We start from the raw sequence: 13,750 nt of genomic DNA on the forward strand, positions 1-13,750 counted from the left end.
AGGGAGCGTCGGCTCCTCCGCGCGGAGGAGCCCCCGGTGTCCCGGGGTCTCCCCCGGTGTCCGCCGGTGGGCGGACGCCTCAGCGGGCGCGGGGCCCTACCGTGGGGCTCCGGCGAGGACGCCGGACGACGCGGACGCGAGGACGGACACGATGGCCGAGACCGGCGCTGTACGGACGGGCCCGCCGGGCGCCCTCGCCTGGCTGCCGGGGCAGGTGCCGCCCTTGGTGGCGGACGCGGCGCTCGCGGCGGCCCTGTTCCTGGTGACGCTCGGGCCGGGGCGGGTGGCGGACGGTACGGGCTTCGCGCTGCAGACCGCTCTGGTGCTGCCCTTGGTGTGGCGGCGGCGGGCGCCCCGGGCCGCGTTCGCGGTGATCGCCGCCGCGGCGTTCGCGCAGTGGCTGCTGGGTGTCCAGCTGCCGGCCGACGCGGCGTTGCTGGTCGCCCTTGGGACGGTGACCGCGCGGGCGCCGTACCGGTCGGTGTGGGCGGCGGCACTGGTGGCGGTGGCCGGGGCGGTGCTGGCGGCGGCGCGCTGGGCGCCCGAGGGCCGGTTCCTCGCCTCGGCCGCCGCGATGACGGCGGCGGTCGCCGCGAGCGCGCTGCTCGGGGCGAACGCCCGGATCCGGCGGGCCGCGCGGGCGGAGCGGCTGGCGCGGCTGGAACGGGACCGCGACGAGCTGGAGCGTCGGGCGGTGGAGGATGAACGCGCCTGGATCGCGCGGGAGTTGCACGACAGCGTGACGCACGGCCTGTCGGTGGTGGTGGCACTGGCGGACGCTCTCGGGCACGCCCGGCCAGCCGACGCCTCCGCCGTGACGGCCCGGATCGCGGAGACCGGGCGGCAGGCGCTGACCGACATGCGGCGGGCGCTGGGCCTGCTCCAGGACGCCGGTCCCGTCACCGGTCCCGACGCGAGGCCCGGGGACGACCGGCGGTCGCCGCCGGGGATCGGGCAGCTCGGGGCGCTGTGCGAGCGGATGGAGGCGGCGGGCCTCGTGACCCGGCTGCGGGTGGACGGCGAGGCCACCGGCGTGCCGGCCGCGGCGCAGCTGACGGTGCACCGGCTCGTCCAGGAGTCGCTGACCAACGCGCTGCGCCACGCGCCGGAGGGGTCGCGCGCCGAGGTGCGGGTGTCCTGCGCGCCAGGGGCGGTCACGGTCGAGGTGACCGACGACGGGCGGGCCGGAGGGACCGGGCGGCCGGGAACCGCCGGGTCGGGGCGGGGTCTCGCGGGGATGAGGGAGCGCGCCGCGGCCTTCGGCGGGGTGCTGGAGGCGGGCCCTCGGCCGGACGGCGGCTGGCGGGTCTTCGTACGGCTGGATCCCGGGAGCTCGCCGTGAGCGTCCGGGTGCTGCTGGTGGACGACGAGGAGCTGCTGCGGCTGGCGTTCGGCATGATCCTGCGCGCCGAGCCGGACATGGAGCCGGTCGGGGAGGTGGCCGACGGGGCGGCGGCGGTGGAGCTGGCGCGGCGGCTGCGGCCGGACGTGGTGCTGATGGACGTGCGGATGCCGGGCACCGACGGCATCGAGGCGACCCGGCGGCTGCTGCGCGAGGTGCCCGGGACGCGGGTGCTGGTGCTCACGACCTTCGACCTGGACACGTACGCCTTCGAGGCGCTGCGTGCCGGGGCCTCCGGCTTCCTGCTGAAGAACAGCCGGCCGGAGGAGCTGCTGGGGGCGATCCGCGACGTGGCTCGGGGGGACGCCGTGGTCTCCCCCCGGGTGACCCGGCGGCTGCTGGACCGCTTCGCGCACCGGCTCCCCGCCGCCGGGGACGACAGCGGCGGGGGCGACGCGGAGCGGCTGCGCGTGCTGACCGCGCGCGAGCGGGAGGTCCTGCTGGGGGCCGCCCGCGGCCTGACCAACACGGAACTCGCCGCCGCCCTCGGTCTCGCGGAGCCCACGGTGAAGAAGCATCTCGGCCGGGTCATGGCCAAGCTGGGGCTGCGGGACCGGGTGCAGGCGGTGATCTTCGCGTACGAGTGCGGGCTGGTCGGGCCGGGGTAGGCGTGGGCGGCCGTCGGGCGGGGGCCGGCGGCTCAGGCGAACCTGACGGCGGTCCAGGCGGTGGCGACCGTGGCGTACTCGGCGCTGGTGGTGCCGTAGAGGTCCTTGACCGCTTTCAGGGTCGCGGTGCGGGTCAATACAGCTGGGCCGTTTCTCTCGGATCATCGTCCTGACCATCGGACAGAGCGCGGACTCACGCCGGGGCTACCAGCAGGTCGCCGACGGCGACGGTCGGCTGGCCCAGGCCGCACGCCTGGCCGGGGACTTCCCCACCACCCTCGCCGCCGCGCGGACCCTGGGCTGGGAAGGGCGTCACCAGCGGGCCCTCGGAGACGTGTGGTGGCTCCAGGGAGAGCCGGCACGCGCGGCCGACGCCTACCTGGCCGGGCGCCTCGAAGCCGAACAGCACGCAAAATCCGGCGAAACCGCCCACAACCAAGCCCTGCGCACCCTCGCCGTCGCCTTCCTCGACCCCCACCAGGCCGACGACGAACTCGACCTCGCCGAACAGCTCCTCGCGCACGGCGCGGGCGCGGGACGCGCGAAGGCCCGGCGCCACCAGGGGAATGGGTGACGCCGGGCCGGCTCGGTGGTGTTGCTTATGTGCCGAGGTTCACTTGCCGAGGAAGGCGTTGTGGACGGTGACCGTCGACCGGTTGTCCTGCTTGTCGGTGACTACGGCCTTCAGGGAGAGCGCCTTGCCCTTCTCAGGCGCGCGCACGGTGACCTTGCCCGCGACGACCGGGACGGACCGCCAGTTCTGGCCGTCGTGCGAGACCTGGACCCTCAGGGTCTTGAGGTTGGCTCCGGCTGCCGCGCCCTGTACGACGACGGGGAAGGTCTGGAGGACGCCCGCTGGAGCGGTGGAGTCCAGCGCGAGCTTCGGCTGGAAGCGGACCGTGGAGACGGGCAGTTCCGCCGGGGCGCCAGCGCTGCGGGCTGAGGTGAACGTCCACGAGGCGTCGATGCGCGTGCCGGTGTGGTTGTACTTCGGGTCGCGGTTGACCGTGGTCGCCACCGTGTACGTCGCGGACTCCGCCGGCAGCGTGAAGCTCTCCCGGTCGACGGCGCCGTCCTTCTGCGCATACAGCACACCGTTGCGGTGGACTGTGGTGGTCGCGCTGGTGTAGCGGGCGTTCCCGTAGTGGCCCGCTCCGTCGCTGACCATCGTGAACGCGCCGTAGATGTCGTCGTCGGAGCGGACGATCCCCTCGCCGGGCTCCATCCGGGGTCCGACCACACCGACGTTGACGTTCCTGGTGTACGTGTTCCCCGGCTTCAGTTGGGGCTCGGTGCCGAGGGAGTACGCCACGTCGATGGGCCGGCCGCCGTCGGCGTCCGCCTCGCCCAGAACGAGCGCGGTGACGCTCCAGCCGATCCCGTCGTCTGTGCTGAGGTACAGCTTCTGGGTGCCCGGTGCCGGGTGGGCGGGGTAGAAGTCGACGAAGCCGCCCGCGTCCGGCAGTGAGCCCTCTGCCGAGAGAGCTCCGGCGACGCCGGGTGCGGACGCCCCGAAACCTACCTTGATCAGGGCGAGATCCTTGGCCGAGTAGACCTTCTCGTATCCGTTGGGCAGTTCCTTGACCGCGCCGCCCGCGAGGGTCTGGTAGACGCTCGTGCCCCGCTCCCAGCGGGCCGACCACTGCTGAGTGAGGGTGACGTCCGCTCCCACCGAGCCCTGCCGTGACATGCGGACGTTGTCGAAGCTCCGCGCGTCGAAGCCCTGGGAGTACCCGGCCTCGGCCGTCGAGACTGTGTAGAACATCCCCACGCGCGTCTGCCGGGCGGCCTCGTCCGGCACCTTGACCGTCACCGGCCTGGTGGTCCGGGCGTCGAGGGTGACGGTGCTGGGTCCGGTCACCGTGAGCCGGGGGTTGTGGATCAGGTCGAGGCCCTTGCGCGGGTCGGCGGGGTCGACCTGCATGTCGGCCTGGAGGTTGTAGGTGCCGCGGGGCAGGCGGACCGTCGCGGAACCCGCGGACAGGTCCGGGAGGAACTGCTGTTCCGAGGCGAGGCCCTGGTAGCCGTACAGGTCTGCGCCCCAGACGGCGCCGGGCGCGTCGGGCCGTCCCACCGTCTCGAAGGTGACGTCGTAGGACTCGACCTCACGGTCCACCGTGGCCGGGGTGCGCACGCTCTGGCCCGCCCCGGACGCGACGACCGTGGCCGCGTACGAGCCGTCGATCGCACCGCCGATACGGGTGTCGGCCGTCAGGTCCACCGAGGCGGCGCCGCCCGCCGGGACCGTGATCCGCTGTGCCCCGAGGGTGAAGAACCCGGCGGGCGCAGGCTGCCCGTCGCCGCCGGTGGGCGCCTCGAGCGACAGGTCGAGCGTCACATCGGCGGTGCCGCCGTTGCGGTAGGTGACCTGTTTGGTGACCGGTGTGTCGTCGTCGTGGGGCCACTGCGGGCGGCCCAGGTGGAGCGGTCCGCCTTCGGAGAGGACCGTCTGGTCGATCGCCCGGTCGACGGAGAGGCGGCCCGCGCCCTGCTCGAAGACCGATTGCGCGCCACCCTTGGCCGAGCCGGTCAGGGCCGCCTTGAGCTGCGCCCCCGTCCAGGTGGGGTTCTTCTGCTTGAGGATCGCCGCGGCGCCCGCGACGTGCGGGGTCGCCATCGACGTACCGTCCAGGCCGACGTAGCCCGGGGGGTTCTGGTCCGGGGTGCCGGTCGCGGCGGCGGCCGTGATCCCCACGCCGGGAGCGCTGATGTCGGGCTTGACCGCGTGGTCTTCCTTGCGGGGACCGTGCGCGGAGAAGGGGGCGAGCCGGTCGTCGTCGTCGACGGCACCGACGGTCAGGGCCGCTTCGGCGGTGCCCGGCGAGTTGACCGTGCCGGGGCGGGGATCCCAGAGGTTGCCCGCGGCGACGGCGAACAGGACGCCCTTCTCCGCGGAGACCTTGTTGATGTGGGCTTCCAGTGGGTCGATCCCGGGCCGGTCGGCGCTGCCGAGGCTCATGTTGATGATGTCGGCGCCCTGGGCCACGGCCCAGTCGATCCCGGCGATGGACTCGGAGTCGCTGCCGTAGCCGTGGTCGTCGAGGACCTTGGCGCTGAGCAGCCGCGCCCCGGGAGCCACGCCCTTGAAGCGGCTGTCCTTCGCTCCCGTACCGGCCGCGGTGGAGGCGACGTGCGTGCCGTGCCCGACGCGGTCCACGGTGTCCGCGGAGCGGCTGAAGTTGCGTGCCGCCGCGACCCGTCCGGCCAGGTCCGGGTGGGTGTCGTCGATACCGGTGTCCAGGACCGCGATCTTCACGCCGGTGCCGTCGAGCGAGCGGCTCCAGGCCGCGGGGGCTCCTATCTGACCGGTGGAGCGGTCGAGCGAAGCCTTCCGCACGCCGTCCAGCCAGACCTTCGCGATGCCGGAGGTCCTCGCCGCCGAGCCGTCGGCCTGGGGGCGGGTCAGGGCCTCCCATAGCGCCTCGGTGCTGTCGGTGGCGCTGGTGACGGCATCGGCGCCGAGAGAGGGCAAGGTCCGGTTGACGGTGGTGCCCTCGGAAGCCCGCACCTCGCTGCGGGCGGACTGGGCCGCCGCTCCCCGGTAGCCGACGATCACCTTGAGCCCGCCCCGGTAGGCCTTGCGGCTCTCCGGCTCGGCGAGTCCGGTGACGTCGAACAGCCGCTGGTCGAGCGTGCCGTCGGCGACAAGCTGCCGGGCGTCGCGCGGCATCACGTAGGTGCGGCCTTCGTGGACCTGGGTGAAGAAGGGGATGTCCTCCCGGCCCTTGGCCCGCTCGATGCCCGCGACCCGGCCCTTGGCGTCCACGAGGACCCGGTCGCCGGTGATCAGGACGACGGTGTGCACGTTCTTGCCCGGCCCGGCGTTCTTGCCGCCGGCCTGTGACGCTGTGGTGAGGCCGCCGTCCTGTGCCGACACCGGGCTGGTCATACCCGCTGTCAGAGCCACGGCGGCAGCGGCGGCGACCGTGACCGCGTACGCCTTGTTTACTGGTGTGCGCAAAACTCCCCCTGCTCAGGAGCGAATCGGGCGGGCGGGGGCCTGGCCCGAACGGGGGCGTATTCAGACATGCGTACGCCCCGGATTCCTGAAGTATGTCGAGGGCGTTCCGGGGCACTCAATGATCGTTCTGTGACGGGACGTTGACCATATGAAGACGCGAAAGACGCGCCGGAAGGGGTGGGCGGGTTCCTTCTTCCGCCGCGAACAGCCGGATAGACAGCACATCTTGAGACACTTCGGGCGATCTTGGCTCCGGGTGCGGAGGAGCCTGAAGAGCTGGCGAGGTGCTTAGAGGTCATCTCATTTGGTCGGTCGGTAGGCTGCGGGCCGTGGTGGGGATCGTTGAACGGCTGGTGCCGGACAAGTTGTGGGAGCTGTTCCAGCGGGTGGTGCCGGAGGCTCCATCGCGTCCTCAGGGTGGTGGCCGGCGTCGGCATGGTGACAGGGAGGTGCTGGCCGCGATCGTGTTCGTGGCCACGTCGGGCTGCACGTGGCAGCAGCTGCCCTCCGCGTCGTTCGGGCCGTCCGGAGCGACGGCCCACCGGCGTTTCGCCGAGTGGACGAAGGCCAGGGTGTGGGCCAAGCTCTACCGCCTGGTCCTCGACGAGCTCGGGTCTCGCGGCGAGCTGGACTGGTCCCGCTGTGCGATCGACTCGGTGAACATGCGGGCTTTGAAAAGGGGGACCTGACAGGTCCGAATCCTGTCGACCGGGGCAAGTACGGCTCGAAGATCCATTTGATCACCGAGCGGTCCGGTCTGCCCATCTCTGTCGGAATCTCGGCGGCGAACCTGCACGACAGTCAGGCCCTGATCCCACTGGTGAAGGGCATACCGCCGATCCGGTCCCGCCGTGGACGCAGGCGGCGCAAGCCTGGCAAGCTCCACGGCGACAAGGGCTACGACTACTCCCACCTGCGGCGATGGTTACGCCAGCGCGGTATCACCCATCGCATCGCCCGCAAGGGCGTCGAGTCCTCACAGCGGCTGGGTCGTCATCGCTGGACCGTTGAACGCACCATGGCCTGGCTCGCTGGCTGCCGACGCCTGCACCGACGCTACGAACGCAAAGCCGACCACTTCCTCGCCTTTGCCAGCATCGCCTGCACCCTCATCTGCTATCGCAGGCTCGCAGGATGAGATGACTTGTGAGTACGCGTACTCAGGTGCACGAAGCGCTGGGAGTGGAACCGTGGCTGTGTGGACGCTTACTTACATGCGCCAGGCCGGACCCTGTTACCGCCGATCATTACCGGGATGGTCCTTCTCATCATCCTCGCGATCCTTCGCGGCGTTGGTTGGCTCTTCTCCTCCAACCACCAGTGCAAGGGCCGGAACAACGCTGCGGACTACAACACGCCGGGTGAGGCGATTGCCGCCGGGCTCGCCCACATCGGTGAGGACGTGTATCGCTGGACCGGGCTGGCGGCGGTCGTGGTCTTTGCCGGCATGTGTGGGTGGGCAACGATTGCCTTCGTGGCTGGCCGACGGGGCTGAATCGCCGAGGGGGAGTGCCTTGCTGATCCTTGACCGAGTGCGCTTTGACCTGTGCCTGACGACGGGAGTGCTGCAGATGCGGAAAACGAACAAGCGGAAGGTGTCGGCCTTATTGGCCGTGGTCCTGACGGGGGCCCTCTCGGCCTGCGGCGAGCAGGAGCCCGATGCGGAACGGGTTGCGTCCTGGCGGGAGGACTACTGCTCGGACCTATCGGCCTGGCAGCGGATCACCCACGACCCGCCCGAGAAGGGCTACGGTAATGAGCCCGTACTCACCGCCGCGGCGGTGATCTCCGCGGCAAAGGTCATCGACCGCGAGCATCTCGATCACGCGGGCAGTCACATCCTGTACGACACGGCCCAGGCGGTCTCGCACAACGATCAGGACGCGGAGAAGCGAGTGTCGGAGTACTGCGCTGCGGTGGGCTTCGAGACGCTGATGAAGTACCTCTAGGGCGAATTGAGGATACAGGCCGCGAAGGAAGAAAAAGGGCGCACAGCCGCACATGCTGCGCCTCGGAGTTTCCTTCGGTCAACGTGGCCTTCGACGATGCCTGAGCTGTGGGGCACGGTGGGGCCCGCCGTCACCGCGTTGAAGTCCTGCCGCAGGATGGCCGTTTCAGCATGAGCTTGCAGGAGTGAGGGTGACACGGCTCGGCACCTGGCTTCCGGGACGGGACAGGGTGAAGAGAAAGCACTGCCCGACCGTTTGGGCGGTATTGGTCAGGAGAGCGGAGACGGTGGTGGCGCGTTTGTCGTGTGCCACCTTCCTGACGGTGAGCCGGCCCAGGGGCCTTGTCCGGTCGAGGACGTCCTGGGCCTGCGTAACGGTCGTGGGGTCGTCGTCCGAGTGTTCCAGGATCCGCCCTGCCTCGCGGGCCAAGGCGTCGATCTCCCGGGTGGGCAGGCAGGCGGCGGTCTCCCGCGTGGCGATGTTGACGTGCCAGGCACGATCCGGGCCGAGGGTGTACGTGAAGATGCCACACGAGGTGATCCGGTCGGGGCTGCTGCCCAGAATGCTGGCTCTCTCGTAGACGGTCGCCTTCTCGACTACCGCGGTGAACCCCTTGCGAGCCGCATCGTAGGTGATGACAGGTGCCTCGGTGTGCTTCCAGATGAGGGTGGTGAGCGCGGCGGGGTCAGTGGTGGCGCTCGTGCGGAGCGCCTCAGCTGACTCCCTGGCCGTGCGGTCGATGAGGTCGCGGAGTTCGGCTTCGGCCGCCGTCCGGTTCTTCTCAGTGGTGCTGCTGGTGTTCCACAGGACGTACCCGACCACGGCCACGAGACTTACGCCAACCGTGATCAGCAGAACTAAGGAGACCAGGCAGCCACCAGTTATGAAGTGCTCGATCCGCTTCTTGACCGGCGTGCCGCCGACGGGGCCAGGTGAGGGCATAGCCCGAGTCTCCTACGAAGTCGTCGCACTGTTTCGCTGATTGGACCTGACGGGTTGCGAACGGTGAGGCGATCTGGCCAAGCAAGCTGCCCAGGGAGGAGCACGCGGCGCGGGCGAAGGAACCGGTTTGCCGCGTTTTGGTCTCTTCTCGGCAATCGGGCGGGATCCAGTCCGGCAGCGGGGCAAAGCTGAGGCGATTCGATGGAGCAGCTCCCACGGGCCGTCGTGCGCCAGACGCTCAACGTTGCCCGCCACGACCTACAGCCCACTGCGCCAATTGAGATGACTTCTTAGCCGGTGGTTCGTGAGGTGTCCAGGGACCGGGCGAAGTCGGCGAGCGTGTGGAAGGACGCCAGGTCGGCGTTGATGACGGTGTGGCGAGCGGTACGGAGTGTGACGGTCAGTGAAATCCGGTCCGGGTCGAGGCCGACCGCCGTGGCCGTCTGCGCCGCAGTGCGCCGAGCGGCCTGGAACACGATGAACAGTCCGAGCAGCTCTTGGAAGACGTCGCGCGGGTGATGGGAGCGCAGGACAGTTCCCGAGCCGAGCGCGGTGACCTTCAGCCCGTAAAAGGCGGTCTCGACCTCCCGCCGCTCGTGATACAAAGCGGCCAACTCGCTTGCCGGGTAACGGCAGTGGTCCAGAAGTGTGGTCACCAGACGCAAACGGCCGGTGCGCGAGGTTCCCGTGGCCTGGTCGGTCACGGTGATGTCGGCTTCGATGACCCGCACGGCAACACCATGGACCTGGGGAGCCACCCCGCGACGTCGGTCGCGGTCAACCCAGCGCACCAGCTGGTTGCGCCCGGTGGGCGTGGAGACCATGGAGATCCAGCTTCCGTCCTCGAGCACGTGGACGGCGGGCAGGATGCGGCCGGTGTTGATCCGCCACAACAGATGCGCCCCCGTGCCGGCTGCCTGCCGCATCAGCTCCAGGCCGTCGGAACCACGATCAGCCAAGTGCAGCATGCCCGGTCGTAGTGCCCCGCAGAGTTGCTGGGCCTGGCTCTTCTCACTGTCGGAGACAGGCCCTGTCACCACATCCACCAGCGCCCGGGTTCCGCATTCGACCAGGGCGGTAAGCCGGACCAGCGGATACGTCGAGGCACGACGTGCCCGGTAGTAGCCGAAGAACGCGGCATTGGCCGGGCTGTCGGCCACCTCGAGGGTGGTCCCGTCCCAGGCCACCGTTCGCAGCCCGCGCCACCACGCGCCGAGGGTTTCCGCTGAGGCCGTGCAGCCCTTGAGTTGGTCGAACAGCAGGGCGAGCGGCTCAGGCCCTATCCGGCGGCGGGCCTGGCGCAACGCGGCGGCGGAGCGATCGCAGACCTCCCCTGCCAGCCCCGCGACCAGCGAGGCCCACACACCGCGGTATCCCTCGCGAGGAAAGAGCGCCATGGCCAGCACGAAGTACACCACCACCCGCGACGGTAGCTTGCGGACCCGCCTCTCCACCCGAAACGTCGCCCTCAACACCTCGTCGACCACGGCCGGCGTGATGATCTGCGTCAGCTCGCCGAGATGCCCGGCCGCGAACGCGCCTCGGCCGGAATCAGCGCGGATCGGCACGCCAGATTGGGTGGGCAACACAGCTCCCGCAGGTACGGCATCTTGGTCAGCTCCCGTCCTACGCCAAGACCCGCCGCCCTACATCAACTTCCCCCAAGGTCTTGACAGCCCGCTCACCGCCCTATCTTCCCGGCATTGGTTTCAAAGTCCCGGTCGGCGCATGAGTCCGCTGTTCACGGCGGTGTGAGGGTTCGGGTCGGCCCGTCACGAACGCAACGAAGCTCCGGTTGAACGGGGTGACCTTCCCAAGTCGCCTCGTACCACCGGAGCTTCGATGTGCCGTCAGTCTGCCACCGACTGCCTGATCAAGTCGCCCGCGCTGGACGGCGTGGCGGGATTGCCGCTGGTGGAGCGGCTGCAACTGCTACCCGACCCGCGGCGACGCCGTGGGGTGCGTCACCCGTTCGTGGCGGTGCTGCTGGTCGCTGCCTCGGCGGTGGCCGGCGGCGCCCGTTCGTACGCGGCCATCGGCCAGTGGTCGGCGAACGCCCCGCAGCACGCCCTGGCCCGCCTCGGCACCCGGATCGTGGGCGTACCGGGCGTGCGGGTCGCGCCGAGTGCCGCCACGATCCGACGGGTCATCGGCCTGGTCTGCCCCGGCGGCCTGGCCGATCTGACCGGTGCTGATCCCGCAGGGTCGGACTCGATCGCCCTGGACGGCAAGACCGCCCGCGGCTCTCGGCACGGCACCTCACCCGCCGCCCACCTCCTGGCCGCGATGACCGGCGAGGGGCGGACCGTCACCCAACTCCGCGTCCCCGGCAAGACCAACGAGATCACCTGCTTCGCCGCCCTGCTGGAGCGCCACGACCTGGCCGGGGTCACCGTCACGGCCGACGCCCTGCATACCCAGCGCAATCACGTGCGGTTTCCGGTCGAGGAGAAGAAGGCCCACTACCTGCTGGTGGTCAAGGCCAACCAGCCCGAACTACATCGCCGGCTGCGAGCGTTGCCATGGAAGGACGTCACGCGCGCCGTTACGACCGCGAGATCGGCCACGGCCGCAGGGAGACCTGCGTGACCAGGGCACTCACCGTCACCAGCCTCGGCCTGGACTATCCCCACGCCATCCAGGCCGCACGCATCCTGCGACACCGCACCGATCTCAAGACCGGCACCGTCAGTCGCCAGACCGTCTACGCGATCACCGACCTGACCTCGCAGGAAGCCTCGCCCGAGCGGCTGGGCCGACTCGCCAGGTTGCAGTGGACCATCGAGAACCGGCTCCACGTCGTCCGAGACACCACCTTCGCCGAGGACGCCTCCAAGATCCGCACAGGCCACGTCCCGGAGAACATGGCAACCCTGCGGAACCTGGCGATCAACGCCCTCCGCACCGCAGGGCACCGCAACATCGCCGCCGGCCTCCTCCACGTGTCCTACGAGCCCTTCACCCGCCCACTCGACCTCCTGGGCATCGCCTGACCAGCGCACTCACAAGATCACCGGACTTTGCGACACCCCTGGCGTCGATCTTCTGTGCCTCCATGGTCGCGAGGTCTGCCCTTTCGCACCTGGCATCTGGTGGCGAGGGTGAGTAGGAAGTTCTCGTCGTCTACTCCAGGGGAGTGATCATGGATTTCGCCAAGGAAGAGAAGAAGAAGGCCGGACCTGATTCCTCAGTCAAGCAACGGTCGGCGACTTCTGGCGGCTCTGCGGTTCAAAGACTCCTCGCACTGCAGAGCAGCGCGGGGAACACCGCCGTAGTGCAGCTGCTCCGCCAGGCTGGGCATCCATGGACTCCGGGCCAGCATCAGCATGGTCCCGCATGCGGGCATCAGGGACACGGATCCGAGGTCCAGCGGTCCGCGCAGGTCGAAGCTGTCCAACGGAGTCCCCGGGGCGGGGAGCCCGCGGAAGGCCATGAGGCCCTGGCGGACAGCAGCCCGGTCGGACAGAGTGCCTTGCTCGACGCTGCCATGGCGTCGCCGAGCCGTTCGCTTCCCGACTCCCTGCTCGCGGAGGCGGTGCCGTTCTTCCAGAACCCCCATCTCCCCACCGTGCAGCTCCACGACAACCCGGTGGCTCAGCGGGCCACTGCGGCTCTGGGAGCCCAGGCCATGACGGTCGGCACCCACATCTTCGCTCCCCCGAGGGCCGTCGCCGACAAGACGGTCATGGGTCACGAGCTGAGCCATGTGAACGAAAACCTCAAGGGGACGCTTGAGACCGGTATTCGCAACGCTGCCGGAGTGACGATCACCGACCCCAACCAGGGTTCTGAGCGCACTGCGCATCGGGATGGCGTCTCCTTCGGCGCCGGTGGCGCTACCGCTCCGTCCATCACCGCCCAGCGCACGCCCACGCCGGATGCCGTCTCCGCGGCCGGGCACGGGCATGCGCCGATGGCGGACGGAGCCGTGCAGCGCATGGAGGGCGGGGACCGGGCGGACCTGGACGACATTGTGGGACGGGCCGACCGACTGGCTCGCGGCGCGCGGCCGTTCCGCCGGATCCCAGCGCCACCCCCATCGAATGACGTCGCATACTCGTCGTCCGAATCCGAATCCGAATCTCCGGGAATGGCCGCGGCAGGCTCAGCTCATGAGCAGCTTCCCTACCTGCCGAGGCACCAAAGCCTGAATGAGCTGCACGACCTGCTCACGAACGAGCTGAGCGGGGGCGGTCCCAACAAAAAACTGGAGGTGACGTTCAAGGTGGACCAGGGCAGTGCCGAACTCCAGCGGGCCGGCGGGCACGCCTGGATCGAGATCAAGGGGACAGGGGGGAGATCCACCTCGTTCGGGTTCTACCCGATGGATAACCGTTACCGAACATTGTTCGGCAGTGTGAAGGGCGGCGTCGTTTGCCCTGAGTCGTACGCTCGTCCGGCGACTCATAGGGAGAGCAAGACGGTCCCCTTGAAGGACGTCGTCGCGGGATACCACCTCGTCCACGCCAGGGCTCAGGCCGACTACAGCTTCGCCCTTCACAACTGCTCGACCTTTGCGGGTGACGTGTGGAAGGCCATGACCGGCAAGGCCATCCCCACCGAGTGGTTCTCTGCGCACGGCGCGATCAGCACGGTTGTCGCGAACCCTCGCGCATTTGGTCAAGGCTTGGAAGGTCACCAGGCGGCTCGCCACGAGAAGAGGGTGGCGAAGAATCTGACGCTCCTTGGAGACTCTGAGAACCAGGCGCCTTCTTCGGGGGCGACAGTCGGAATCGGGCCGCGTGTGCTTCCCGGCGCAGGGGGCGCGATGCGCGCTGCGGTTCCGATGACCGGTGACGTGGATGAGATAGCCGAGCAGTTGGCCCGTAGCAGGTACTTCCAGAACGATTCGTCCGAGTCTTCCGACGAGGTGGACTGACAGTCTCGG

General features: G+C 69.8%; 12 protein-coding genes. 9 read left to right on the top strand and 3 right to left on the bottom strand.

The window, feature by feature from the left end; genetic code table 11:
• Positions 1–151: 151 nt before the first annotated feature.
• The 3 genes from ACZ6K0_RS08720 (at position 152) to ACZ6K0_RS08730 (ending at position 2,584) form a co-directional block, all read left to right on the top strand.
• The gene (locus ACZ6K0_RS08720; RefSeq protein ID WP_469234302.1) at positions 152–1,342 is read left to right on the top strand and encodes a sensor histidine kinase; all 1,191 of its coding nucleotides are present in this window, start codon (positions 152–154) and stop codon (positions 1,340–1,342) included.
• Complete coding sequence (locus ACZ6K0_RS08725; protein ID WP_376413120.1) at positions 1,339–2,010, top strand: response regulator transcription factor; 672 nt, start codon at positions 1,339–1,341, stop codon at positions 2,008–2,010. The genes ACZ6K0_RS08720 and ACZ6K0_RS08725 overlap by 4 nt, the downstream gene beginning before the upstream one ends.
• A gap of 334 nt (positions 2,011–2,344) precedes the next feature.
• Positions 2,345–2,584: a hypothetical protein gene (locus tag ACZ6K0_RS08730; RefSeq protein WP_469234300.1), complete on the top strand. Its 240-nt coding sequence runs from the start codon at positions 2,345–2,347 to the stop codon at positions 2,582–2,584.
• A 39-nt stretch (positions 2,585–2,623) separates the two neighbouring features.
• On the opposite strand, the gene ACZ6K0_RS08735 is transcribed toward ACZ6K0_RS08730, so the two are convergent.
• On the bottom strand, positions 2,624–5,971 hold the full coding sequence (locus ACZ6K0_RS08735) for a S8 family peptidase (protein WP_469234299.1): 3,348 nt from the start codon (positions 5,969–5,971) through the stop codon (positions 2,624–2,626).
• Positions 5,972–6,309: 338 nt separating this feature from the next.
• Here ACZ6K0_RS08735 and ACZ6K0_RS08740 point away from each other — a divergent pair.
• From ACZ6K0_RS08740 to ACZ6K0_RS08750, 3 genes are all read left to right on the top strand, one after another.
• A protein-coding gene (locus tag ACZ6K0_RS08740) for an IS5 family transposase (protein ID WP_469234369.1) occupies positions 6,310–7,109 on the top strand; the annotation gives its coding sequence in 2 pieces (ribosomal slippage) (positions 6,310–6,649 and positions 6,649–7,109; 801 coding nt in all).
• 117 nt (positions 7,110–7,226) lie between these two features.
• A complete protein-coding gene (locus ACZ6K0_RS08745) occupies positions 7,227–7,466 on the top strand; it encodes a hypothetical protein (protein WP_469234297.1) in 240 nt (79 codons plus the stop codon).
• Between the two features lie 19 nt (positions 7,467–7,485).
• A complete protein-coding gene (locus ACZ6K0_RS08750; protein ID WP_469234296.1) occupies positions 7,486–7,920 on the top strand; it encodes a hypothetical protein in 435 nt (144 codons plus the stop codon).
• Between the two features lie 165 nt (positions 7,921–8,085).
• Here ACZ6K0_RS08750 and ACZ6K0_RS08755 read toward each other — a convergent pair whose 3' ends face one another.
• Complete coding sequence (locus tag ACZ6K0_RS08755; RefSeq protein WP_469234294.1) at positions 8,086–8,862, bottom strand: hypothetical protein; 777 nt, start codon at positions 8,860–8,862, stop codon at positions 8,086–8,088.
• A gap of 290 nt (positions 8,863–9,152) precedes the next feature.
• A complete protein-coding gene (locus ACZ6K0_RS08760) occupies positions 9,153–10,430 on the bottom strand; it encodes an IS4 family transposase (protein ID WP_469234292.1) in 1,278 nt (425 codons plus the stop codon).
• A gap of 274 nt (positions 10,431–10,704) precedes the next feature.
• On the opposite strand from ACZ6K0_RS08760, the gene ACZ6K0_RS08765 reads away from it, so the two are divergent.
• From ACZ6K0_RS08765 to ACZ6K0_RS08775, 3 genes are all read left to right on the top strand, one after another.
• Entirely contained in the window at positions 10,705–11,451 is a 747-nt protein-coding gene (locus ACZ6K0_RS08765; RefSeq protein ID WP_469234290.1) for an ISAs1 family transposase, read from the top strand.
• Positions 11,448–11,855, top strand: a complete 408-nt coding sequence (locus ACZ6K0_RS08770) for a transposase (protein WP_469234288.1) — start codon at positions 11,448–11,450, stop codon at positions 11,853–11,855. Before ACZ6K0_RS08765 ends, ACZ6K0_RS08770 begins: the two co-directional genes overlap by 4 nt.
• A 149-nt stretch (positions 11,856–12,004) precedes the next feature.
• A complete protein-coding gene (locus ACZ6K0_RS08775; protein ID WP_469234287.1) occupies positions 12,005–13,741 on the top strand; it encodes an eCIS core domain-containing protein in 1,737 nt (578 codons plus the stop codon).
• The last annotated feature ends 9 nt before the right edge of the window (positions 13,742–13,750 follow it).

The sequence above is a fragment of the Streptomyces sp. NPDC042346 genome (genome assembly GCF_055581845.1).